Below are 22,346 nucleotides of genomic sequence, written 5' to 3' on the forward strand. Positions count from 1 at the left end.
CGCCTGCTATCGACCATGCTTTCGCCTGAGCAAAAGTGATGCCCGAAGCGGTTGACAACGACCGCTCCGTGATCCACCTGAAAGGCACCCATTTCCCGAGGCTAACGAGAGTTCTCCATGTCGTCCGCCAGTGATTTCGATCCGAAGCCGCGCCGTTCCTCCGTTGCCGTCGATGTCGGCGGCGTCATTGTCGGCGGCGGCGCGCCCGTGGTCGTGCAGTCCATGACCAACACCGATACCGCCGATGTCGATTCGACGGTGGCGCAGGTCGCGGCGCTCTATAGGTCCGGTTCGGAGCTGGTGCGGATTACCGTCGATCGCGACGAAAGTGCCGCCGCCGTGCCGAAGATCCGCGAGCGGCTGTTGCGCCTCGGCATGGACGTGCCGCTGATCGGCGATTTCCATTATATCGGTCATAAGCTGCTCGCCGACCACCCGGCTTGCGCCGAGGCGCTGGCGAAATACCGCATCAATCCCGGCAATGTCGGCTTCAAGGACAAGAAGGACAAGCAGTTCGCCGAAATCATCGAGATGGCGATCCGCTATGACAAACCGGTGCGCATCGGCGTCAACTGGGGCTCGCTCGACCAGGATCTCTTGACCGCGCTGATGGATAAGAATGCTGCCGAAGGTTCGCCTCTGTCGGCCCGCGAGGTGACGCGCGAGACGATCGTGCAGTCGGCGCTGATATCAGCCGATCTCGCCGAGGAAATCGGCCTGCCGCGCAATCGCATCATTCTCTCGGCTAAGGTCAGCCAAGTGCAGGACCTGATCGCCGTCTATTCCATGCTCGCCGCCCGCTCCGATCACGCGCTGCATCTCGGCCTGACCGAGGCCGGCATGGGCAGCAAGGGCATCGTCGCCTCGTCGGCGGCCATGGGTTATGTTCTGCAGCATGGCATCGGCGACACCATCCGCGTTTCGCTGACGCCGGAGCCGAATGGCGATCGTACCCGCGAAGTGCAGGTGGCGCAGGAGCTGCTGCAGGTCATGGGCTTCCGTCAGTTTATTCCTGTCGTCGCCGCTTGTCCCGGCTGCGGCCGCACGACTTCGACTGTGTTCCAGGAACTGGCCCAGAACATCCAGAACGACATCCGCAAGAACATGCCGGTCTGGCGCGAGAAATATCCGGGCGTCGAGGCACTGAACGTTGCCGTCATGGGCTGCATCGTCAACGGCCCCGGCGAAAGCAAGCATGCCGATATCGGCATCTCGCTGCCCGGCACCGGCGAAACGCCGGCGGCCCCCGTCTTCATCGATGGCCAGAAGGCGATGACGTTGCGCGGCCCCAATATCGCTTCGGACTTCGAAGCGTTGGTGACCGATTACATCGAGAAGCGTTTCGGCCAGAAGAGCGCAGCGGCGGAGTGATCCGCCGCTGGATCTGCCCTCAGATACTTGGCCTCAGATATTGCTGGTCAAAAGTTTGATTCCGGCGAAGCAATAGAAGCCAGCCATGGCGCCTTCGATCCACCGGCGTGCATTCCTGTAGATTTTCAAGGCATGCGGCGTGGAGAACAGCGCCGCGTAGCCCATGAACACGACAAAACCGGTCGTGCAGCAGACTGCGATGATCAGCACGGCGACGGAGGCCGGTGCGCCCTGCGGCATGCCCAGCGCGATGATGGCGAGCCAGGCGAAGATCGCTTTCGGATTGGTGACGTGAATGCCGTAGCCGCGCAGGATCAGCGACTTAAAGCTGGGGCTTCTTGTTTCTTCCTTGACGGCCGGCAAGTCGCCGCTTGCCCGCACCGCGCGAAATGCCTTGTAGGCGAGATAGAGCAAATAGAGCCCGCCAAAAATCTTCAGGATCTCGAGTGCCATCGCATAGGTCTGCAACAGCGTGGCAAGCCCGGCGGCGGCAGCGGTCGCCCAGGTCAGCGAACCACCGAAAATGCCAAGCGAAATTGTCATGCCCGCCTTACGGCCATGCGTCATCGACGTTGCGATGATGGCCATGATCGCCGGTCCGGGACTGACGACGGCAATGAGATAGGCAATATAGGCCGGCAGGATCTGCGGCAGATAGGCAAGTGCCTCATGCATGGGATGGCTCCGCAGGATTTCAGACGACGCGGCCTATTCCGCGTGCCTGAAACTGCAATTGGCGCCAGACTTGCCATGGAATCGTCGGAACGTCACTCTTGTCCCGAAGATTTCTTGTCATGGTGACATTTTGCGCCATGTCGCCATGGTGCGATCTTCTCGCATTCGCCTCCGGCGAAATAGAGTTGGCCGGCTCTCTAGCCCATTAAAGCTTGCTGCTGCTCGCAGATGTTCTGATTCATTCGAAACAGATTGCCCGGATCGTATTTTCTCTTGATCCGCAGAAGTCGCTCGAAGACATCAGGCCCAAAGGCGTCCCTTACAAGATTTTGGGCCTCCCCGAGGCCCGGGAAGTTCAGGTAACTCCTCCCGGTGCCATGAACCTGCATGTCGTTCCAAACCGACTTCACCCATGCGATGTTGGCTTCATCGTTCGACGGCGACGACCAAATGGCGTCGAGGCTAAGCATGAAGGGCATGGACCTGTCGCCGAAGGCGGTGGCGTCGGCGGCGACGCGGCCCAACTGTCCACCAAACTTCCAGATGGATGCGAATGTCATCTCCGATGGCCGTCTGTCCAGTCCAGCCGCAATCGCCTCGATCGTCTCCTGCCTTAGATGCGCGAGATAGGTGGACTTCCAGTAGCACCGGTCGCGCCCTTTTGGAAAAAGACCATCATAGAGCGTCTGCAGGGTGCGGTATGGCAGGCGGTCGCTGAAATCCATCAGGGGTTCACCGAACTGACGAAGCGGCATCGTGACCAGCTCGCCGGTCTCCGCCGGACCGTCGTAGACTGTCGCCAAGCTCAATACCCTGCGGCCCCAACAATTCTGCGGATAGGCCGGATCGTCGGGGACCGTGGAGAACTCGGCCAATCCTGTGACTTCGTCGGGCGCCCCCGCCATATAGTCGCGCCACAGGGCGAGTACCTCCACGGCTCTCTCCTCCGGATAGACTGGCGCGCAGAACATGAGCAGCGGCGGGATCTCATGGAGCATGAACTCGAAATTGACGACGACACCGAAATTGCCGCCTCCGCCTCTAAGCGCCCAGAAGAGATCTGGATTTTCCGCTGCGCTGGCGCGAACCAAGCGCCCGTCGGCGGTCACCAATTCCACCGAGATTATGTTGTCGCAACTCAATCCATGCTTTCCCCGCAGCCAGCCGATGCCGCCGACAAGGGCGAGGCCAGCGACGCCGGTCGCGGAAATGAGGCCGCCGGGAGTGGCCCTGCCGAACGGCGTCGTGGCCGCGTCGACGTCGCCCCAGGTCGCGCCTCCTTCCACGAACACGCGATCGAGTTCGGGAGGCACGCGCACGGAGTTCATCTGCGACAAGTCGATCATCATCCCGCGATCGCAGACAGCGTATCCCGCGACGTTGTGGCCGCCGCCTCGCACGGCGATCAGGAGATCGTGTTCCCGGGCATAGTTTACGGCGAGAACGACGTCGGCGGCGTTGCGACACCGCGCGATCACCGCCGGCCGCCTGTCGATCATGCCGTTCCAGACGATCCTGGCCTGCTCATATCCGGCGTCATCAGGCTCCAGCAGTTCTCCGCGAAAGCCATTGCGTAGCTGGTCAGTCGACATGTCGAACCTCCGCCTTCTGCCCGAAATGTCTCAAAGCTAGTTCAACGTCGGATGAGGTGCTAAAGCTATAAATGCCATGACCTGGTGATTTCCGCCATTTGATGGGGGTGATTTCGATGTCCGCAGGCGATCGACCACTGAACGTCGCGATACTCGCCGTCCCCGCGGCGACGGCCTCGACCCTCTACGGCATGCTCGATCTGTTCTCGTCGCCCGGTCGCGACTGGCCGTTCATAACCAGGGGCGAGATCTGCGAGGCACGGATGCGGCCTTATGTCGTCGCTAGAAGCGTCGAGAATTTTCGGGCGATAAACGAGGTGCGGATCCATCCAGACTTCGCCCTACATGACTGCCCGTCGCCAGACATCGTCTGCATTCCCGACTTCTTCGTGAACCCAGGCGAAAGCGTCTCCGGCCAATATGATCCCGAAGCGCAATGGCTGGCCGAAAACTACCAACGTGGATCATTCCTTGCGAGCGCGTGCTCCGGGGCAGTCCTGTTCGGCGAAGCGGGATTGCTCTCGGATTGCGAGGCGACCATACATTGGGGCTATGTCTCGACGTTGGCGGACAATTATCCTCGTGTGCACGTGAACATCAACCGTTCCCTCGTTCTCACGGGCGAAGGTGAGCGGATCGTCATGGCCGGAGGAGGTTCGAGCTGGCAGGATCTCGCACTCTATGTCATCGCGAGATTCGTGGGGCTGAAGGAGGCGATCGAGGTCGCCAAGGTCTATATGCTGCAGTGGCATGACCTTGGCCAGCAGCCATTCGCATCTCTTACCTGTCGCCGCTGCTCGGACGATCCTATGATCGGCAGTTGTCAGGAATGGCTGGCGCTCCACTACCGGACACGTGCGCCGATCGCATCGATCATCGCACGATCCGGATTGCCCGAACGATCCTTCCTTCGTCGTTTCACGAAGGCGACCGGGATGAAGCCGATCGATTATCTCCATGCGGTTCGGATTGAGGAAGCCAAGCAACTGCTTGAGACGAGTGAGATGAGTGTGGAAGCCATAGCCGACGAGGTCGGCTACGAGGACGTTAGCTTTCTGAACCGCCTGTTCCGACGCAAGACCGGCCTGACGCCCGCCCAGTACAGGCTTCGTTTCGGCCATTTGTCAAAGCTGGCCGCTAGCTGACACGACAACTTCGCTCGTCCACCCGTGCTCTCGGCACGAAAATTTCAGCTCCTGCGGCTCGCCACGAAGCGTGCCGTCTCGATCAGCAACGTCGCCTTCTCTCCATAAGGGGATAGCAGCTCCGCAGCTTCCGTCACCAGGCGGGCAAGCGTGGTTTCGGCCCAGGCCTGGCCGTGCAGCGCCACCAATGTTCCTTTGCCGCGGCCGGCATCCTTGCCGGTGGCCTTGCCCATGGTGGCGGCATCGGCGGTGAGGTCGAGGAGATCGTCGGCGAGTTGGAAGGCGAGGCCGATCTTTTCGCCGAAGGTTCGCAGCCGCTGACGGTTTTCAGCCGAGGCGCCGGCAATGATGGCGCCGGCTTCGCAGGCAAAGCGGATCAGCGCACCAGTCTTCATCGCTTGCAGCATGGTGATGCCGCGCTCATCGGGAGCCTCTTTTTCGGCAGCGAGATCAAGGGTCTGGCCGCCGGCCATGCCGCCAATGCCGGCGGCGCGCGACAGCGCCAGCACGAGTTCGATCTTTCGGTTCGATGGCAGGTCGGTTTCCGGTGCGGCGATGATATCGAAAGCGTAGGTCAGCAGGCTGTCGCCGGCGAGGATCGCTGTCGCATAGTCGAAGGCGATATGCACGGTCGGCTGGCCGCGGCGCAGGTCGTCGTCATCCATGGCCGGCAGGTCGTCATGCACCAGCGAATAACAGTGCACACATTCGAGCGCCGCGCCGATGCGGAGTGCTGCGTCGTCGTTACCACCGAGAAGTGCGGCAGTCTCCATCACGAGAAACGGTCTCAGCCGCTTGCCACCATTCAGCACACCATGGCGCATCGCTTCGAGCAGGCGGGTGGGGCGAGTGATTTCGCCGCTCAGGCAAGCATCGGCAAGTAGCTGGCTCAGGATAGCCTCGACCTTGCCGGCATTGTCCCTGAGGCGATGTTCGAAGGAGGAGTTGGTGCTGTCCATGGCCGCTGTTTGGCATGAGTGCGTGTTGCTGGCAACGAGAATTGTCAACAGCCAAGGTGGGAATCTCGTCGCACTCTGGTCATCGCTCTGTGTAGACGGTATGACAATTGGAACATTCCTGGCGTGTTCCTCGGACGTGCAAGGATGTTCGGGGGGTGGAGTGACTGAGGGCCTTCAGCAATTGGACATATCGACTGACAGCGATGAGGAAGCCGAGATGCGGCAAAGCCCAGGCCGGCTTGCGCGGTTCAAGGCCCGTCCGCTCTGGCAGCGCATTGTTCTCGTCGTCGTCGGTTTGATGCTGCTGCCCTATCTGCTCATCCTCCTTTATGTTCTGCCGTTCATTCACCCCATTTCGACCCTGATGCTGCGCGATGCCGTCACCTTTCAGGGATACGATCGCCGATGGGTTTCCTTCGATGAGATAGCGCCGGTGCTGGTGCAGTCGGTCATGGTCTCCGAGGACGGGCAGTTCTGTTTTCATGGCGGGGTCGACTGGGGCGAGATGCGCATGCTGGTGCAGGATACGCTGCGGGGCCAGGCCACGCGGGGCGGCAGCACCATCCCGATGCAGACCTCGAAGAATCTTTTCCTCTGGAACAGCCGCTCCTTCGTGCGCAAGGCGTTGGAACTGCCGCTGGCCGTTTCCTCATCCTTCGTCTGGTCGAAGCGACGAATGATGGAAATCTATCTGAATATCGCCGAATGGGGGCCGGGCATTTATGGCATAGAGGCGGCGGCTCGCTATCACTTCAAAGTGCCGGCCTCCAAGTTGAACGCTCGTCAGGCCGCCCTTCTCGCCGTTTCCCTGCCCAATCCGATCGACCGGGTGGCGAGCAAGCCGGGGCGCGGACTGCGCCAGCTCGCCTCGCTGATCCAGCGGCGGGCGAAGAATTCCGGCGAGTACATCAAATGCCTTTATAACTGATATCAGAACTTGTCGTTCGATCGGCTAACCGTCATCTGGCATTCTTGCTTCTGACGTAAGGGCGGGTGATCTGCCAACCAAATCGGACCTGCCCCATGAGCTCGATGTCTTTTCGCCCGAACTGCTGCAATATTCCAAGAGCCGTCATCCCGAACCGTCCATTCATCTCGGCACGCGCTTTGATCTCTCGGGCAATTTCCAATATGAGCCGGGCAATACGATCGTCTGCCATGTGGTGGAGGGCTCCGAAACGCAGCGCGCCCTCGTTGCTGCTCGCGAGCAATTTCTGGCCATGCCGGAAGCTTCGCAATTCACCTTCACGCCGATTTCCAGCCTGCATATGACGCTGTTTCAGGGTATTATCGAATACCGCCGCAACCAGCCCTATTGGCCGGCGGATATTGCCCAGGATACGCCGGTCGACGAGATGACCGAGATCATGGGCGAGCGCCTGAAGGCCTTTTCCATGCGCGATCCCTTCAAGGTGGCGGTGACGCATGCGCGGCCGAGCGGCCTTTTGATGGATGGTGCGACCGAGACGGATCGGAAGGTGATACGGGAGTGGCGCAACGCTCTTGCGGATCTTCTCGGCTATCGCCACCCCGATCATGACGTCTATCCGTTCCACATCACCTTCGCCTATGTCATCGAGCGGCTGGATGATGAGGCGCTGCCAGGCTGGCAGGCAATGCTGGACAAGGTTGCCGCCGAAGTCCGCGCCGAAGTGCCGGTTCTCGAACTGCGCCCGCCGGCCTTCTGCGCCTTCGACGACATGAAGCATTTCGAGGAACTTCTGGTGTTCGAGTTCCAAAAATAAGAAGGACAAACCATGGACAAGCTGACCCTCTATATCGGAAACAAGAACTATTCCTCCTGGTCGTTTCGGCCGTGGATCGCCTTGGAGGGTTGCGGCATCGCTTTCGAAGAGGTGCTGATCCCCTTCGATTTTCCGGCCGGCAACCCGCGCATCCGCGAGGTTTCGCCGACGGGCAGGGTGCCGTTGCTGGTTCATGACGGCTTGAAGGTCTGGGAATCACTCGCCATTATCGAATATGCGGCCGAGCTTTTCCCTGACGCCGGCCTCTGGCCCAGAGAGCGGCAGGCGCGTGCGATGGCGCGTTCGATCTCCATGGAAATGCTGGCGGGCTTCCGGGCGCTGCGCAATGCCTGCCCGATGAACATCCGTCGTCCCATCAGCCGGCTCGATCTGCCGGAAGGCGTCATGGAGGATGTGGCGCGGATCGAGACGATCTGGCGCGAGATGCGCGCCCGTTCCGGCGGCCCCTTCCTGTTCGGCGCTTTCTCCGGCGCAGACGCCATGTTCGCGCCGATCGTCAATCGGTTGGAGGTTTATGATCTCGTCAGTGCTGCCGATACGCTGGACTACATGGCTGCGATGAAAGCCCTGCCCGCCTGGCAGAAATGGGAAAAGGCGGCGCGTGAGGAGCCGTGGATCGTGCCGGAGGACGAAGCCTGATCGGTGATTCGGCTTCCATCCGGCTGAATCCGACGGTGCGGGCAAAAAATGCGGGAAGGGACTGGTCAAAGCCCCTTTAGCCATGTATAAGCCCGCCCAATTTCCGAAATTGATCCATGTCTGTTTCGGCCGCCTGGCTGGCCGCTGATATGTTTCGTCCGCAAAGTGGAGTAACGAGAATGGCTGTACCGAAGAGAAAAACGAGCCCGTCCAAGCGCGGTATGCGCCGCTCGGCTGATGCGCTGAAGGCTCCGACCTATGTCGAAGACAAGAACTCCGGCGAACTGCGTCGCCCGCATCATATCGACCTGAAGACCGGCATGTATCGCGGCCGTCAGGTTCTGACGCCGAAGGAAAGCGCATAATTTAAGCGCTCCCGTAAGGGCTGAGATTCAAAGGCTGGCGTTTCGCCGGCCTTTTTCTGTTTGCGCATTTCGTCCAGCAGGTTGCGTCCGAAAACCGCTTCGCACTTTTGGGCCTTTGCGCTAAAACTCGCGGCGACTTCAATTTCGAAGAGATTTTCCCGACTATGATTGTTGCCTTCCCGCTGATGATCGTTCCCCTCGTGCTCTACAATCTGGCGATGCTGGGTTTGATGGGCGCCGGCGGCATTGCTTCCCTTAACGATGTCATGCTTGCTCTCGCGATGCTTTCGAGCGCGACATGGACGCTGCAGCTCGGCGATCTCTTTATCGTCATCGCGCTGATCATGCTGTTCTTCGAAATCCTGAAGGCGACGCGCAATGGTTCGGGCTCACTGCTCAATCACATGCTGTCGATGCTGGTGTTCATCGCCTATCTCGTCGAATTCCTGCTGGTCAAGGATGCGGCGACGCAGACTTTCTTCGTCCTTATGACGATTGCCTTCATCGACGTCATCGGCGGATTCACGATTTCGATCCGCTCGGCGGGACGGGATGTTTCGATCGGCTTGTAAGGGCTTTTGACTTCTCCCCGGCGGGGAGAAGGTTATACGGAGCATGATTGAGCAGGCGTTGCGCCACCCTCGCCCCGCTGGGGCGAGGGGAGGAACTCACAAACTATCCAGCTTATTCTGCATCGCGCGGAGCTGCTCTTTCAGCTCGTCGATGTCTTTTGCCTCTGCCTTGCGGCTTTCTTTCGCCGGCGGCTTCATGAAGGGCGAGAACATCTGCATGGCCTGCTGGAACATTTCGGTATTGCGACGGACCTGTTCCTCGACCATCTGGATCGGCAATTGCAGATTCTTGCCAAGCGGCGTTTCGCCGAAGGCGCGGTTGATCTGCTCGCGCATCTGCGTCTGCTGCTCGGTGAAGGCGCGCATGGAATGTTCGAGGAAGCTCGGTACGACCATCTGCATCTGATCGCCGTAATAGGTGATCAGTTGCCTCAGGAATGAAATCGGCAACAGCGTATTTCCGGTCTTCGATTCCTGTTCGAAAATAATCTGCGTCAGCACCGAATGCGTGATTTCTTCGCCGCTTTTTGCATCCTGGACGATAAATTCTTCTCCCTTCTTCACCATCTCCGCCAGGTCATCCAGCGTCACGTATGTGCTGGTGCCAGTATTGTATAGGCGGCGATTGGCATATTTCTTGATTACGATCTGGCCCTCATTCTTTGCCATTATCAGTCTCCTGGACCCGTCTGATTGTATGGAAACTCCTCCACCGCTAAGTGTAGACGCAAAAGAAGCTTGGTGACAATCGCTTTGTGCAATGCGGCAAGCCCTTTCCATTAATTGGATTTTTTGCCGGCAATGACGGCTTCATGAAATCTGCAAGATCGAAATTCTTGGCGTTTGACTCGGGCGCAAAGCTTTGACAGTTTCGACTTATATATGTTCAACCTGTGAGGAGGCTTCCATGAGCAATCCATCTATCGTCGTCGCCAGTGCAGCTCGCACTGCTGTCGGTTCCTTCAACGGCGCCTTTGCGACCATTCCGGCTCATGAGCTCGGCGCAGCTGCGATCAAGGGCGCATTGGAGCGCGCTGGTGTCGAGGGCAGGGAAGTCGACGAGGTGATCCTCGGCCAGGTGCTGCAGGCTGGCGAAGGGCAGAATCCGGCCCGCCAGGCTGCGATGAAAGCCGGCATCCCGCAGGAAGCGACCGCCTGGAGCGTCAACCAGCTCTGCGGTTCGGGTTTGCGCGCCGTTGCGCTCGGCATGCAGCAAATCGCTTCCGGCGATGCCAAGATCATCGTCGCCGGCGGCCAGGAATCCATGTCGATGGCTCCCCATGCCGCGCATCTTCGCGGTGGCACCAAGATGGGCGACATGAAGATGATCGACACGATGATCAAGGATGGTCTGACGGACGCCTTCTACGGCTATCACATGGGCATCACGGCGGAAAACATCGCCCGCCAGTGGCAACTTTCGCGCGACGACCAGGATCAGTTCGCCGTTTCCTCGCAGAACAAGGCCGAGGCTGCCCAGCTTGCCGGCCGCTTCAAGGATGAGATCGTGCCTTTCATCGTGAAGGGCCGCAAGGGCGACGTCAGCGTCGACGCCGACGAGTATATCCGTCTCGGCGCGACGCTGGACGGCATGACCAAGCTGCGCCCGGCCTTCGACAAGGAAGGCACGGTGACGGCCGGCAATGCGTCGGGCCTCAACGACGGCGCGGCCGCTACCGTGCTCATGACCGAGGCGGAAGCCTCGCGCCGCGGCATCCAGCCGCTGGCCCGCATCGTCTCCTGGGCAACCGCCGGCGTCGACCCGCAGATCATGGGCAGCGGCCCGATCCCGGCCTCGCGCAAGGCCTTGGAAAAGGCGGGCTGGTCCGTCGGCGATCTTGATCTCGTCGAGGCCAATGAGGCATTTGCCGCGCAGGCCTGCGCCGTCAACAAGGATCTCGGCTGGGATACGTCGATTGTCAACGTCAATGGCGGCGCCATCGCCATCGGCCATCCGATCGGTGCCTCCGGCGCCCGCATCCTCAACACGCTGCTGTTCGAAATGAAGCGTCGCGGCGCCAAGAAGGGCCTCGCAACGCTCTGCATCGGCGGCGGCATGGGCGTCGCCATGTGTTTCGAGGCGCTCTAAGAGCATCCGCTGTCAGGTGGAATTTCCTGCAAACGGATAGGGATGCTCTTGATTCAAAAGACCGGAGCGGCATAGCGCTCTGGTCGCTTCGCTCGAATATCAAACGCGCGAGGGTTGTGAATAAGATCATTCTAAAATAAATGGCAAGCGACGGATGAACGATTCGAGATTGCTCATCCCGTTTTGGCGACAACAGAGGGGAGTGGACTATGAGCAGAGTAGCGTTGGTGACAGGCGGTACGCGCGGTATTGGAGCGGCCATTTCGATTGCGTTGCGCAATGCGGGCTACCGGGTTGCGGCAACCTATGCCGGCAATGACGAGAAGGCGCAGGCTTTCCGGGACGAGACCGGCATTTCCGTTCACAAGTGGGATGTGTCTGACTACGAAGCCTGCGGTGCGGGCATCGCCAAGGTCCAGGACGAGCTTGGTCCGATCGACATCCTCGTCAACAATGCCGGGATCACCCGCGACGCCATGTTCCACAAGATGACGCCGCAGCAGTGGCATGATGTCATCAATACGAACCTCACCGGCCTGTTCAACATGACCCATCATGTTTGGCAGGGCATGCGCGATCGCAGCTTCGGCCGTGTGATCAACATCTCCTCGATCAACGGTCAGAAAGGCCAGATGGGTCAGGCGAATTATTCCGCCGCCAAGGCTGGCGATCTCGGCTTTACCAAGGCGCTTGCACAGGAAGGTGCTGCCAAGAACATTACGGTCAACGCCATTTGCCCCGGCTATATCGGCACGGAGATGGTGCTTGCGGTGCCGGAAAAGGTGCTGAACGAGCGCATTATCCCGCAGATCCCGGTTGGTCGTCTCGGCGAGCCCCAGGAAATCGCCCGCATCGCGGTCTTCCTTGCCAGCGACGACGCCGGCTTCATTACGGGATCGACCATCAGCGCCAATGGCGGGCAGTTCTTCGTTTGAGCTGATGGAATGACGTGGCGGATGATTGCCGGGAATGCCCGGCAGTCATTGCCGGCTTGAATTCCTGGGCTGCTGCGGCCGGGGTTTGAATTCCAAAACGACGGCCTCGAGGGCCACGCGGCGCATTTCCTTCTCCCGCATTCGTACGGCATGACCCAGTACATAAAATGTGGTGCCGAGAAGTGTGAGCGCCGCGGCGCTCGCGATGAATTCGGCCATGGTGCCGTTCCTTTCAAAAAACGTTGACGCGATCCCCCGAAACCGGCGTGGATGTGAGTGTTCGTCTTAAGAAAATCGGCCCGAAATTTTCGAAAGATAAAGTTCATGCCCGATCGTCAACGAAGCGTTGATGATCGGGCTGAAGGAAATCGATCCTTGCGTGTAAGCGCTTAGCGGCAACGAGCCTCATAGCGGTGGCCGTTGCGGTCGCGATAGATGCAATAGCCTGGGCGCTCCTGGGACCGGCCGATCAGGTAGCCGACGGCACCACCGGCGACGGCGCCGATTGCGGCGCCGCCCCAGCTATTGCTGGCGACGCCGCCTATGATCGCGCCGGTTCCGGCGCCGATGGCTGTCCCCTTTTCCGTTGCCGTGCACGAAGCAAGTGCTCCGACAAGGGCGATCGCGACGATAATTTTCTTCATAGCATTGCTCCCTAGTGTGTGAGGTCTTCAACAATATCGGCCGGATTAGATCCGGCCCATCAATAGCAGAATGAGAATGATAACAAAAACCAGTCCGAGACCACCCGATGGACCGTAACCCCAACCTCGGCTGTAACCCCAGTTCGGGAGCGCTCCGATCAACAATAGAATCAAAATCACGAGCAGTACTGTACCAAGCATGGCGTATTCCTCCGCGTCCAGCGCCTAGAGCATCCCGCCAGAGCGACCGCACGCAGGCGGATAGATGCGCTAGATTACAAGTGCCGGTGCGTCCTTATCTACCGTTCCTGGCGAATAGGAGCGCACCAATGCCGCTGTCGATAGAAACTTATTTCACGAGAAATTGTTCCGGCTCAGAAATAACAAGACATGAAGATGAGCCGGCATGTCGAGTCAAAATGTTAACGTAGGCATCGGCGTCATGCGGAGAATACATAACAACGAGTTCCGCATATGGTTAAAAATTGCTTTAAATACAATATGTTGCGGTGAACGAAACGAGAAAGCGGACGTGTCCGTGTTTCGTCAGCGATTCGTTCTGCATTTGGGCTTTGGTTAACGGCGGCAGGGATTGCGTCCCGGAAGGACCTACCTCTTTAGGAGAGGGAATTTAGGCCTCATCGCCCAAAAGTGGTACTATCCCGGTCGAAATGGTTAATACCGCGCAATTTTTTTTCTACCTCCTTTGTTGCGTCATTCCCCATTTGGATGAGCTTCCTCATCCGAACGCTATATCTAGCCGTGAACAAATACAGTACATGAGTTGATCTGCGATTCGTCGCCGATTCGTTCCGGCTTTGATCGATAAGTTAACGGATTCAATCACCACGCGAAATTGTGAGCTTTTTATATTACGTTTCGCTCAAAGGTTAATTGCAATCCACGATTCGACGTGATTCGGCGCTTCAACCCTGCAGAGTCCTGTGTATTTCGTTGGCTAAGACACTAGATATTGTGGAGAACGGATGCGGAACTGATGGGAGTCAGCGATTCGTCGCCGATTCGTTCCGGCTTTGGCCCGAATCTTAATGCCGAAATCATTCGGGTCTTGTTCTGAGAAATTCGCCAAATTTACAAACGGTTAACCATGTTCTTGTGTGAGGGCATCGTTCCGCCGGACTCGTCGCTTGACTCATGATTCATGTGAAAAAGCGGTCCAAATGGCGATTCACGATCTGGTGGGCATTTGCGAATCAAAATCCATATATAGTAGTGAACAGAAGCGGAACTAAACGGAGTCAGCGATTCGTCGCCGATTCGTTCTCAAGCTGTTCCCCACTCGACAGGACTCGTGTGGGATGTAGGGAGAATGTAGCTCTTGGTTGAACCTGCCGAAGATAAAATCGCATATTGCGGCCGTTGTTTTTTGAATCAGGTCTTGCCTTTGTCACATATGGTCGTCATCTCTTCTTTTCTTCCTTGGGGACCTTGCTGATCGGAAGACAGTGGTTTCTCGCCCATGCATGGACCTATGACTCAGACTTCGCAGCCAATGATCCTGAGCGGACGCGGCGTGACCGCGGTGCTCGGACCCACCAACACCGGCAAAACCCATTATGCCATCGAGCGCATGGTGGCGCACGGCAACGGCGTGATCGGCCTGCCGCTGCGGCTGCTGGCGCGCGAGGTCTATACGCGTGTCGTCGAGAAGGTTGGGGCGCAGTATGTCGCGCTGGTCACCGGCGAAGAGAAGATTTCGCCGCCGAATGCGCGTTATTCCGTCTGCACCGTCGAAGCCATGCCGCGCGAGACGCGGGCCTCTTTCGTCGCCATCGATGAAGTGCAGCTCGCTGGTGATCTGGAGCGCGGCCATATCTTTACCGACCGCATCCTGCATTTGCGGGGGCGCGAGGAGACGCTGCTGCTCGGCGCCGGCACGATGCGGCCGATCCTTGAGCAGCTTTTGCCGGGGATCACCGTCGTCGAGCGGCCGCGGCTGTCGCATCTCTTTTATGCCGGGCAGAAGAAGATCACCCGCCTGCCGCAGCGCACGGCGATCGTCGCCTTCTCCGCCGATGAAGTCTATGCCATCGCCGAACTCATTCGTCGCCAGCGCGGCGGAGCGGCTGTCGTTCTCGGCGCGCTCAGCCCGCGGACGCGCAATGCGCAAGTGGCGCTCTATCAGGACGGCGATGTCGAATATCTGGTGGCGACCGACGCGATCGGCATGGGCCTCAATCTCGATGTCGACCACGTCGCCTTTGCCCAGGATCGCAAGTTCGACGGCTATCAGTTCCGCAATCTCAATCCGGCCGAACTCGGCCAGATCGCCGGCCGCGCCGGGCGCCATCTGAAGGACGGCACTTTTGGTGTCACGGGCCAGGTCGATCCCTTCGACGATGAATTGGTTCGGCGCATCGAAGGTCACGAGTTCGATACGGTTAAAGTGCTACAGTGGCGCACCAAGGAATTCGATTTCTCCTCGATCGCATCGCTGCGGGCGAGTCTTGAGAGCGCGCCGCGTGTGCAGGGCTTGACACGCGCGCTGCCATCGGTCGATCAGCAGGCGCTGGAATATTTGTCGCGCGATCTGGAAATTTCCGATCTTGCCAATAATCCGGCGCGAGTGGAAAAATTATGGGAAGCCTGTGCGCTTCCGGACTATCGGCGGATTACGCCCGCCCAGCATGCCGATCTTATCGCCACCCTCTTTTCCGACCTTGTACGCTATGGCACGGTAAAAGAGGACTTCCTGGCCGAGCAGGTGCACCGCGCCGATCGGACAGATGGTGAGATCGACACGCTTTCGGCGCGAATCGCGCAGATAAGGACTTGGACCTATGTGTCGAACCGGCCCGGTTGGCTTGCCGATCCGACACACTGGCAAGAAAAGACGCGGGAAATCGAAGATCGATTGTCCGATGCGTTACATGAAAGGTTGACGAAACGCTTTGTTGATCGCAGGACATCTGTGCTCATGAAGCGCCTGAGAGAGAATGCGATGCTGGAAGCTGAAATCAGTGTGAATGGGGATGTCTTCGTTGAGGGGCATCATGTGGGACAGTTGACCGGATTCCGGTTCACGCCAATCGCGGGAACCGAGGGGCCGGACGCGAAGGCCGTCCAGACCGCCTCGCAAAAGGCGCTGGCGCTGGAGTTCGAGGCGCGGGCCGCCCGTATCCATGCGGCCGGCAACAGCGATCTGGCGATCAGTGCGGACGGTCTCGTCCGTTGGCTTGGCGATCCTGTGGCGCGGCTGTCGGGCAGCGATCACGTCATGCGTCCGCGCGTCATCCTGCTCGCCGACGAGCAATTGACGGGCAATGCGCGCGATCATGTCGCTGCGCGTATTGAGCGCTTCGTGAACCATCATATCAGCACGGTGCTGAAGCCGCTCGACGATCTGTCGCGCGCCGAGGATTTGCAGGGTCTTGCCAAGGGGCTGGCCTTCCAGCTCGTCGAAAATCTTGGCGTGCTCTTCCGCCGCGACGTCACGGAAGAGGTGAAGTCGCTGGACCAGGATGCGCGCGCCTCGATGCGCCGCTATGGCGTCCGCTTCGGCGCCTACCACATTTTCGTCCCCGCCCTGCTGAAGCCGGCTCCGGCCGAACTCATCACCCTGCTTTGGGCGCTGAAGAACGACGGCCTCGACAAGCCGGGTTATGGCGACCTGATCCCGGTTTTGGCGGCGGGCCGCACGTCCGTGGTTACCGATCCGACTTTCGAACGTATGTTCTACAAGCTCGCCGGCTTCCGTTTCCTCGGCAAGCGCGCGGTGCGTATCGATATTCTCGAGCGGCTGGCGGATATCATCCGTCCGCTGTTGCAGTGGAAGCCCGGCCAGGCGTCGCGTCCGGAAGGCGCCTATGATGGTCGTCGCTTCACGACGACGACGGCAATGCTTTCCATTCTCGGCGCGACGCTGGAAGATATGGAAGAGATCCTGAAGGGTCTCGGCTACCGCGCTGACGCTGTGAAGGCCGAAGACGCGACAGCCTTCCTTTCGCAGCAGGATGCCTCCTCGGCGCCTGCGGCGGCGCAGGCTGCCGAAGCTGTCGCCGACAAAGCCGATCATGATGATGCCGACAGCCACAGCGATGAGCCGGCTACGGAAGGTGAAGCTGCCGCGCAGGACGCCGCTGCCGTAGAGCAAGCCCCTGCTGAGCCGGCTGCTGCCGCTGCAGAGTCGACGGAAGCTGCCGAGGCCGCAACCGAGCTGGCGGGTGCCGATATCGTCACCGCCGAGCCGGTAGAGCCGAAGCCGGTTCTGCTTTGGCGTCTTGGCGGACGCAGCGACAACCAGCAGCGTCAGGGCGGACGCGGCCATGGCGATCGTCGCGGCCATCAGGGCGAGGGACGCGGTCAGCAGGGCAATCGCCGCAATGGCGGTGGTGAGCAGCAAGCGAGCGGTGAAGGCAATCGCGAAGGGCGTGAAGCCCGTGGTGACAACAAGGGACCGCGCGGCAATCGCGACGGCGGCCGTCCGCAGCACCAGGGCAATCGTTCCGACCGCAACGACCGCCAGGATCGTGGCGACCGGAAAGAGCGTAACGATCGCAATGACCGGAACGACCGCAACAATCGCGGTGCATCGCAGCCGTTGCGCTTCGAGGCCAAGCCGCCGCGCAAGGAAAAGCCGATCGATCCGGATTCTCCTTTCGCCAAGCTCGCAGCCCTCAAGGAGCAGATGAAGAAATAGGCCATGACGGACGAAAAACAGCCATCTTCCGGTTCGCGTCAGCGCATCGACAAGTGGCTGTTCTTTGCCCGCATGGTAAAATCCCGCTCGCTGGCGCAGGTCTATGTCCAGAACGGCAGCGTGCGGGTGAACGGCGAGCGGGTCGCGCAGCCGAGCTATGGCGTCAAGGCCGGCGACCGGATCGAGCTGTCGTTGGAGCGGCGCGACGTCGTCCTGATCGTGCGTCAGACGGGCGAGCGGAGGGGGCCTTTCGAAGAAGCGAAGCTGCTTTACGAGGACCTGACGCCGCCGCCAGATGAGACAAAACGTCTCACTCCCTTCGAACAGGCGCTCCGCGCGCCCGGTAGCGGACGGCCGACGAAGCGCGACCGACGCGCTATCGACCGCCTGACCTCCGACGATGATTAGAAAACTCTGCCCGGCCTCTATGATTTTGGGATTGTTTATCCCTTGAAATTGGTTGGCAAAGTCGATACCTCACGGTCAACCCGCTGGTAACCAGCCGGTCGGCATGCCTGCGCCTAGCGCGTCCGCTTGCCCGCCGGCTTCCGAGGGAAAAGCGCGACGTTCCAGGTTGCGCATCCGCGGAAACGAGAGACATTCCTGGAGTGCTTCATGACATATGTCGTGACCGACAATTGCGTTCGCTGCAAATACACCGATTGCGTGGAAGTCTGCCCCGTGGACTGCTTCTACGAGGGTGAGAATTTTCTCGTCATCCATCCGGATGAATGCATCGATTGTGGCGTTTGCGAGCCGGAATGTCCCGCCGAGGCTATCAAGCCCGATACCGAGCCGGGTCTCGACAAGTGGCTGAAAATCAATGCGGATTACGCATCGATCTGGCCGAACATCACAGTCAAGCGCGATCCCCTTCCGGAAGCCAAGGAAATGGATGGCGAACAGGGCAAGTTTGAGAAATACTTCTCGGCCAACCCCGGTTCAGGTGACTGATTGAAGGTCGTGACAGGCCGCCGATAAAGGTGTAGTCGATAGCGCATAAAGACGAATCATTGCCGTTGGCCGCTGGAGCGGTCGACGTGGCCGCTTTGGTGTGCGTAAAGCAAATTATTGATTTAGTCAGATTTTTGTGATAGCTTCCTCATACTGATCCACTGCGGCATTTCGCGTGCCCCAAACCATCACGAAAGCAACTAACAAATCCGTACGCGGTTTCCTTGACATATCAACGTTTTGAGGTGTCGGGGTCTGGGATCGCGATGAACGGATTTCTTTTTGCACGCGTCTGGCTGGACCAGGATGAAGTCACCCCGACGGTGCTTCCGTCTCAACCGGGCCTGACTGACCCGGCCCCGGCTCACGCTGGGTGCGTAACAGGGAGTTTTTGAAAAGAATGACGATCCAGCAGAAAAAACCTTCAGCAGCACGCCATGGCTTCAAGACCGGTGAAGCGATCGTATACCCCGCCCACGGCGTTGGTACGATCACCGCGATTGAAGAGCAGGAAGTCGCAGGCATGAAGCTTGAGCTTTTTGTAATCGACTTCGAAAAAGACAAGATGCGTCTGAAGGTGCCTGTGGCAAAGGCCATGAGCATTGGAATGCGTAAGCTTTCCGAGACGGATTTTGTCGATCGGGCGCTTAAGGTTGTTCAGGGCAAGGCCCGCGTCAAGCGCACCATGTGGTCGCGCCGGGCCCAGGAATATGATGCCAAGATCAATTCGGGCGATCTTATCTCGATTGCCGAAGTTGTTCGCGATCTCTATCGCGCTGAGAACCAGCCTGAGCAGTCTTATTCCGAACGTCAGCTCTATGAAGCTGCACTCGATCGCATGGCGCGCGAAATCGCCGCCGTCAACAAGATGTCCGAGACCGAGGCCGTTCGCCTCGTCGAAGTCAACCTGAACAAGGGCCCGAAGCGCGGCAAGGTCGTCGAAGAAGACGATTCCCAGGACGAAGCCGCATAAGGCCAGAGGTCACATACCACGTCAAAAAACCCGGCCCTCGCGCCGGGTTTTTTCTTTGGAACCTTTTTTGGTCTGATGCGTTTATGCCTCGTATTCGCGACTGCTGCGCGCTTTCTCATGATGTGAGTTTCTCGGGCAGCCGTTTCCCTTAACATTCACGAGGACCGGACCCCATGTGTTTTGATTGGAAATTTCCCGGCGATCGGAAGTCATTTCGTTCGCTAGGTCATTTTGGTGAAGCCGAATTAGACCCGTAACCGATCGTCGGATATCCGGAGATCGGCCTCCAATTGAATTCCATTCATAGATTTTCACCCGCGCAGCAATGTCCGGAAACGATGTTTGCTGCCTTTTCCGTTGACCGTGGCACAGAGACGATTTTGGGGCAGGATTAGGGGATATGCATATGAAGAATATGTCTGCAGATCGGCGTATGATTAAGATCGCGATGGCCGCTCCCTATCTCGGCCGTGACGAAGAGCACGATCTCGCCATCCGCTGGAAGGATCACGACGACCGCGGCGCTCGCAACAAGATCGCCACAGCCCACATGCGCCTCGTTATTTCGATGGCGGGCAAATTCCGCAATTTCGGCTTGCCGATGAGCGATCTGGTACAGGAAGGCTATGTAGGTCTCCTGGAAGCGGCGGCAAGGTTCGAACCGGAACGGGAAGTACGATTCTCGACCTATGCTAGCTGGTGGATCCGCGCTTCGATCCAGGATTATATCCTGCGCAACTGGTCGATCGTGCGCGGAGGCACGAGTTCGGCGCAGAAGGCATTGTTTTTCAATCTCCGCCGCCTGCGCGCCAAGCTCGCCAGAGGCAATACCGGCGTCACCGTGCAGTCCATCCACGAGGAAATCGCCATCGCCCTCGGCGTCAGCCTTGCCGATGTGCAGACCATGGATGCGCGCCTTTCCAGCAACGATGCATCCTTGCAGGCGCCGTCTATTTCCGGCGACGCCGAAAGCGCCGAGCGCATGGATTTCCTGATCAGCGACGAGCCTCTGCCGGACGAACAGGTCTCCAATATGATCGACGGCGAACGCCGCCGCATCTGGCTGGCTTCCGCGTTGAAGCACCTCAACGAGCGTGAAATGAAGATCATCCGCGCACGCCGCCTGGTGGAGGATGGTGCGACGCTGGAGGAGCTGGGTGCCGATCTCGGCATTTCCAAGGAACGCGTGCGCCAGATCGAAAGCCGCGCCATGGAGAAACTCCGCAGCGCCCTGGTCGACGCCGATCCGCGCATGGCGAGTTATGCCTGATGAAAACCCTTCTCCCCATGGGGAGAAGGGTCGAGGCGCCAGCCAAAAAAGCAGCTTTCCCGATAACGCCCTTCAAGCCGCTTTGTGCGCGGCTTTTTCGCGTTGGGGCGAAGGTACGCGATTCAATTATTCGGAAATGATCTTGACCCTGTCGCCGGGCGCGACGTTTGCGCCTGATGGCAAGGCGTTGATCAGCTTGAAGAGATCGAGCTTGCGGTCGGTGCCCATCATGCGGGCGGCGAGGGTGGTGATGTTATCGCCCGCCTTGACGGTGACGACGCGCACGCGCAGCGGCTTCAGCGACGAGGCTTCCTCCGGCGTCATGTGCCGGAAGCTGGAGCGAAGCACATCGGCCGTTTGCTGCAGAGCGGCAGTGTTGCCTTTCGGCACGGCCGTCAGGAAGCGGAAGATCTGCGAGCGGTCGCGGATGACGGTGACGTCGAAATCCCAGCGATCGGCCGAGGCGCGCGCGGTGGCCGCCTCCATGCCGTTGACCGTGATGGGCCGGATGGTCGAGGGATCGAGACCGGTGACCCAGCCGCTCGAAATATAATTCGTCAGGTTCTGATTCTGGCTGTCCGCCACGCCATCGAAGCGGACGGCGATGTCGCCGGGGCCAGTCGCCATGACCGCCTCGACCTTGTTATCGATGTGGAAATCGGGCGGCACTTCGAAGCGAATGCCGAGACCGCCGTGCAGGAAGGTCTGGCCGCGCACATAGCCTTCTTCGGGGCTGTCGCCATAAAGCAGGCCGTCGATGCCATTGAGGTAATAGTCGCGGCCGGTATCGCCGACCTTGCCCTCCTCGCCGAATTCGCGGGCATGCGTCTTGGCAAGATCGATGCGCTGCGGCGTGCTCGGATGGCTCGATAGGAAGTCGAGGCTCTGGTCCGCGTCGGAATTGGCCGTCATGAAATGGCTGTAGTCTTCCATCGCATTGAGGAAGCGGGCCGCCGCGTAGGGGTCGTAGCCGGCCTGGCCAAGCGTGCGGATGCCGATCTCGTCCGCTTGCAGCTCCTGCTGGCGGGAGAAGGCGGCAAGGCGCAGCTTGCCGCGCGCGAGCGCCTGCTTACCGGCAAGATCGCTCGACAGAACTTCCGAGACGACGCGGCTAGCGATGACTTCGGCCTCTTCACGCTTCTGGCGCTCGATGCCGTGATTGGCGGTGACGTGCGCCATCTCATGCGACAGCACGGCAGCAACTTCCGAGGCATCGTTGGCAAGGGCCAGCAGACCGCGCGTGACGTAGAGGTAGCCGCCGGGCAGCGCGAAGGCATTGATCGACGGCGAATTCAAAATGGTGATGCGATAGGATTGCTGCGGATTTTCCGACACGCTGGTCAGTGCGCCGGCAATGCGGGCGACCAGGCGCTCGGTCCTGGCATCCTTGTACTCGCCGCCATAGCTAGCCAGGATGCGCGGATGCTCGCGGGCGCCCATCTGCGCGCGCGGATCGTTCTTCTGCACTTCGGAAACGATCTGCGGACTGGACGAGGGGGAAACATTCGGCTGGTAGGATTGATCCAGCACCGACTGACAGCCGTTGAGCACCGTTGCGGCAATGAGGACGGGGGCGAAGCGGCGCATAAGGGCCGCAACTGTCACGCTGATCCTTCGTCCTGCGTACTCGCTCTGCTTCAGTGCCTGTATCCCACTCATCTCGCTGCCATGCCGGCCGAACACCGAACTCGGTTGATCATGGCTAGGCCGATCATCGCCGGGTTTCGTCAAAGGTTG

Annotated in this window: 22 protein-coding genes; 14 read left to right on the forward strand and 8 right to left on the reverse strand. The window is 59.4% G+C overall.

From position 1 onward, the window contains the following. The first annotated feature begins 117 nt into the window (after nt 1-117). Nucleotides 118-1,371: a flavodoxin-dependent (E)-4-hydroxy-3-methylbut-2-enyl-diphosphate synthase gene (ispG, locus tag GGD50_RS11565; RefSeq protein WP_107109831.1), complete on the forward strand. Its 1,254-nt coding sequence runs from the start codon at nt 118-120 to the stop codon at nt 1,369-1,371. Nucleotides 1,372-1,404: 33 nt separating this feature from the next. On the opposite strand, the gene GGD50_RS11570 is transcribed toward ispG, so the two are convergent. Both GGD50_RS11570 and GGD50_RS11575 read right to left on the reverse strand, forming a co-directional pair. Next, on the reverse strand, nt 1,405-2,046 hold the full coding sequence (locus GGD50_RS11570) for a LysE family translocator (RefSeq protein ID WP_107109830.1): 642 nt from the start codon (nt 2,044-2,046) through the stop codon (nt 1,405-1,407). Nucleotides 2,047-2,243: 197 nt separating this feature from the next. Then, nucleotides 2,244-3,638 (reverse strand): FAD-binding oxidoreductase, encoded by a 1,395-nt coding sequence (locus tag GGD50_RS11575; RefSeq protein WP_107109829.1) that lies wholly within the window; start codon nt 3,636-3,638, stop codon nt 2,244-2,246. A 116-nt stretch (nt 3,639-3,754) separates the two neighbouring features. Here GGD50_RS11575 and GGD50_RS11580 point away from each other — a divergent pair, with 116 nt between their 5' ends. Continuing rightward, nucleotides 3,755-4,783 (forward strand): GlxA family transcriptional regulator, encoded by a 1,029-nt coding sequence (locus GGD50_RS11580; protein ID WP_107109953.1) that lies wholly within the window; start codon nt 3,755-3,757, stop codon nt 4,781-4,783. 44 nt (nt 4,784-4,827) lie between these two features. Here GGD50_RS11580 and GGD50_RS11585 read toward each other — a convergent pair whose 3' ends face one another. Beyond that, nucleotides 4,828-5,742 (reverse strand): polyprenyl synthetase family protein, encoded by a 915-nt coding sequence (locus GGD50_RS11585; RefSeq protein ID WP_107109828.1) that lies wholly within the window; start codon nt 5,740-5,742, stop codon nt 4,828-4,830. A 217-nt stretch (nt 5,743-5,959) separates the two neighbouring features. Between GGD50_RS11585 and mtgA the strand changes: the two genes are divergently transcribed. From mtgA to GGD50_RS11610, 5 genes are all read left to right on the forward strand, one after another. Beyond that, nucleotides 5,960-6,670: a monofunctional biosynthetic peptidoglycan transglycosylase gene (gene mtgA / locus GGD50_RS11590; protein WP_107109827.1), complete on the forward strand. Its 711-nt coding sequence runs from the start codon at nt 5,960-5,962 to the stop codon at nt 6,668-6,670. Between the two features lie 88 nt (nt 6,671-6,758). After that, nucleotides 6,759-7,487: a DUF1868 domain-containing protein gene (locus GGD50_RS11595; protein ID WP_107109826.1), complete on the forward strand. Its 729-nt coding sequence runs from the start codon at nt 6,759-6,761 to the stop codon at nt 7,485-7,487. 12 nt (nt 7,488-7,499) lie between these two features. Then, nucleotides 7,500-8,147 (forward strand): glutathione S-transferase family protein, encoded by a 648-nt coding sequence (locus tag GGD50_RS11600; protein ID WP_107109825.1) that lies wholly within the window; start codon nt 7,500-7,502, stop codon nt 8,145-8,147. A gap of 179 nt (nt 8,148-8,326) precedes the next feature. Beyond that, complete coding sequence (gene rpmF, locus GGD50_RS11605; RefSeq protein ID WP_003543812.1) at nt 8,327-8,512, forward strand: 50S ribosomal protein L32; 186 nt, start codon at nt 8,327-8,329, stop codon at nt 8,510-8,512. 164 nt (nt 8,513-8,676) lie between these two features. Beyond that, nucleotides 8,677-9,084, forward strand: coding sequence for a hypothetical protein (locus GGD50_RS11610; protein ID WP_107109824.1), 408 nt, complete (start codon nt 8,677-8,679; stop codon nt 9,082-9,084). 96 nt (nt 9,085-9,180) lie between these two features. Here the strand turns inward: GGD50_RS11610 and phaR are convergent, their stop codons facing one another. Further along, nucleotides 9,181-9,753 (reverse strand): polyhydroxyalkanoate synthesis repressor PhaR, encoded by a 573-nt coding sequence (gene phaR / locus GGD50_RS11615; protein WP_107109823.1) that lies wholly within the window; start codon nt 9,751-9,753, stop codon nt 9,181-9,183. Nucleotides 9,754-9,991: 238 nt separating this feature from the next. On the opposite strand from phaR, the gene GGD50_RS11620 reads away from it, so the two are divergent. Together GGD50_RS11620 and phbB are read left to right on the forward strand one after the other, a co-directional pair. After that, on the forward strand, nt 9,992-11,173 hold the full coding sequence (locus GGD50_RS11620) for an acetyl-CoA C-acetyltransferase (RefSeq protein WP_107109822.1): 1,182 nt from the start codon (nt 9,992-9,994) through the stop codon (nt 11,171-11,173). Between the two features lie 209 nt (nt 11,174-11,382). Continuing rightward, complete coding sequence (phbB, locus tag GGD50_RS11625; protein ID WP_107109821.1) at nt 11,383-12,108, forward strand: beta-ketoacyl-ACP reductase; 726 nt, start codon at nt 11,383-11,385, stop codon at nt 12,106-12,108. Nucleotides 12,109-12,153: 45 nt separating this feature from the next. On the opposite strand, the gene GGD50_RS11630 is transcribed toward phbB, so the two are convergent. From GGD50_RS11630 to GGD50_RS11640, 3 genes are all read right to left on the reverse strand, one after another. Then, nucleotides 12,154-12,327, reverse strand: a complete 174-nt coding sequence (locus GGD50_RS11630; protein WP_181316111.1) for a hypothetical protein — start codon at nt 12,325-12,327, stop codon at nt 12,154-12,156. Nucleotides 12,328-12,497: 170 nt separating this feature from the next. Next, nucleotides 12,498-12,752 carry a YMGG-like glycine zipper-containing protein gene (locus GGD50_RS11635; protein ID WP_107109820.1) on the reverse strand — a complete coding sequence of 85 codons (255 nt, stop codon included), beginning with the start codon at nt 12,750-12,752 and terminating at the stop codon, nt 12,498-12,500. A 45-nt stretch (nt 12,753-12,797) separates the two neighbouring features. Next, nucleotides 12,798-12,953, reverse strand: a complete 156-nt coding sequence (locus GGD50_RS11640) for a DUF3309 domain-containing protein (protein WP_107109819.1) — start codon at nt 12,951-12,953, stop codon at nt 12,798-12,800. A gap of 1,291 nt (nt 12,954-14,244) precedes the next feature. On the opposite strand from GGD50_RS11640, the gene GGD50_RS11645 reads away from it, so the two are divergent. The 5 genes from GGD50_RS11645 (at nt 14,245) to GGD50_RS11665 (ending at nt 20,609) form a co-directional block, all read left to right on the forward strand. Then, nucleotides 14,245-17,412 carry a helicase-related protein gene (locus GGD50_RS11645; protein WP_107109818.1) on the forward strand — a complete coding sequence of 1,056 codons (3,168 nt, stop codon included), beginning with the start codon at nt 14,245-14,247 and terminating at the stop codon, nt 17,410-17,412. Between the two features lie 3 nt (nt 17,413-17,415). Then, complete coding sequence (locus GGD50_RS11650) at nt 17,416-17,820, forward strand: RNA-binding S4 domain-containing protein (RefSeq protein ID WP_107109817.1); 405 nt, start codon at nt 17,416-17,418, stop codon at nt 17,818-17,820. Between the two features lie 207 nt (nt 17,821-18,027). Beyond that, the gene (gene fdxA, locus GGD50_RS11655; RefSeq protein ID WP_107109816.1) at nt 18,028-18,366 is read left to right on the forward strand and encodes a ferredoxin FdxA; all 339 of its coding nucleotides are present in this window, start codon (nt 18,028-18,030) and stop codon (nt 18,364-18,366) included. A gap of 400 nt (nt 18,367-18,766) precedes the next feature. Continuing rightward, a complete protein-coding gene (locus GGD50_RS11660) occupies nt 18,767-19,339 on the forward strand; it encodes a CarD family transcriptional regulator (protein WP_107109815.1) in 573 nt (190 codons plus the stop codon). Between the two features lie 406 nt (nt 19,340-19,745). Next, nucleotides 19,746-20,609, forward strand: coding sequence for an RNA polymerase factor sigma-32 (locus GGD50_RS11665; RefSeq protein WP_107109952.1), 864 nt, complete (start codon nt 19,746-19,748; stop codon nt 20,607-20,609). Between the two features lie 126 nt (nt 20,610-20,735). Here the strand turns inward: GGD50_RS11665 and GGD50_RS11670 are convergent, their stop codons facing one another. Beyond that, nucleotides 20,736-22,196, reverse strand: coding sequence for a M48 family metalloprotease (locus GGD50_RS11670; RefSeq protein WP_107109814.1), 1,461 nt, complete (start codon nt 22,194-22,196; stop codon nt 20,736-20,738). Nucleotides 22,197-22,346: the final 150 nt, after the last annotated feature.

Source organism: Martinezella paranaensis (assembly GCF_014200235.1).
GTDB lineage: Bacteria > Pseudomonadota > Alphaproteobacteria > Rhizobiales > Rhizobiaceae > Rhizobium > Rhizobium paranaense.

Coding starts and splice junctions, on each gene's coding strand:
- GGD50_RS11640 (WP_107109819.1), bottom strand. CDS start 12,953: ATGCTTGGTACAGTACTGCTCGTGATTTTGATTCTATTGTTGATCGGA.
- GGD50_RS11570 (WP_107109830.1), bottom strand. CDS start 2,046: ATGCATGAGGCACTTGCCTATCTGCCGCAGATCCTGCCGGCCTATATT.
- phaR (WP_107109823.1), bottom strand. CDS start 9,753: ATGGCAAAGAATGAGGGCCAGATCGTAATCAAGAAATATGCCAATCGC.
- mtgA (WP_107109827.1), top strand. CDS start 5,960: ATGCGGCAAAGCCCAGGCCGGCTTGCGCGGTTCAAGGCCCGTCCGCTC.
- GGD50_RS11635 (WP_107109820.1), bottom strand. CDS start 12,752: ATGAAGAAAATTATCGTCGCGATCGCCCTTGTCGGAGCACTTGCTTCG.
- GGD50_RS11610 (WP_107109824.1), top strand. CDS start 8,677: ATGATTGTTGCCTTCCCGCTGATGATCGTTCCCCTCGTGCTCTACAAT.
- GGD50_RS11630 (WP_181316111.1), bottom strand. CDS start 12,327: ATGGCCGAATTCATCGCGAGCGCCGCGGCGCTCACACTTCTCGGCACC.
- GGD50_RS11650 (WP_107109817.1), top strand. CDS start 17,416: ATGACGGACGAAAAACAGCCATCTTCCGGTTCGCGTCAGCGCATCGAC.
- rpmF (WP_003543812.1), top strand. CDS start 8,327: ATGGCTGTACCGAAGAGAAAAACGAGCCCGTCCAAGCGCGGTATGCGC.
- GGD50_RS11600 (WP_107109825.1), top strand. CDS start 7,500: ATGGACAAGCTGACCCTCTATATCGGAAACAAGAACTATTCCTCCTGG.
- GGD50_RS11670 (WP_107109814.1), bottom strand. CDS start 22,196: ATGCGCCGCTTCGCCCCCGTCCTCATTGCCGCAACGGTGCTCAACGGC.
- GGD50_RS11585 (WP_107109828.1), bottom strand. CDS start 5,742: ATGGACAGCACCAACTCCTCCTTCGAACATCGCCTCAGGGACAATGCC.
- GGD50_RS11620 (WP_107109822.1), top strand. CDS start 9,992: ATGAGCAATCCATCTATCGTCGTCGCCAGTGCAGCTCGCACTGCTGTC.
- ispG (WP_107109831.1), top strand. CDS start 118: ATGTCGTCCGCCAGTGATTTCGATCCGAAGCCGCGCCGTTCCTCCGTT.
- GGD50_RS11660 (WP_107109815.1), top strand. CDS start 18,767: ATGACGATCCAGCAGAAAAAACCTTCAGCAGCACGCCATGGCTTCAAG.
- GGD50_RS11575 (WP_107109829.1), bottom strand. CDS start 3,638: ATGTCGACTGACCAGCTACGCAATGGCTTTCGCGGAGAACTGCTGGAG.
- GGD50_RS11645 (WP_107109818.1), top strand. CDS start 14,245: ATGACTCAGACTTCGCAGCCAATGATCCTGAGCGGACGCGGCGTGACC.
- GGD50_RS11665 (WP_107109952.1), top strand. CDS start 19,746: ATGAAGAATATGTCTGCAGATCGGCGTATGATTAAGATCGCGATGGCC.
- phbB (WP_107109821.1), top strand. CDS start 11,383: ATGAGCAGAGTAGCGTTGGTGACAGGCGGTACGCGCGGTATTGGAGCG.
- fdxA (WP_107109816.1), top strand. CDS start 18,028: ATGACATATGTCGTGACCGACAATTGCGTTCGCTGCAAATACACCGAT.
- GGD50_RS11580 (WP_107109953.1), top strand. CDS start 3,755: ATGTCCGCAGGCGATCGACCACTGAACGTCGCGATACTCGCCGTCCCC.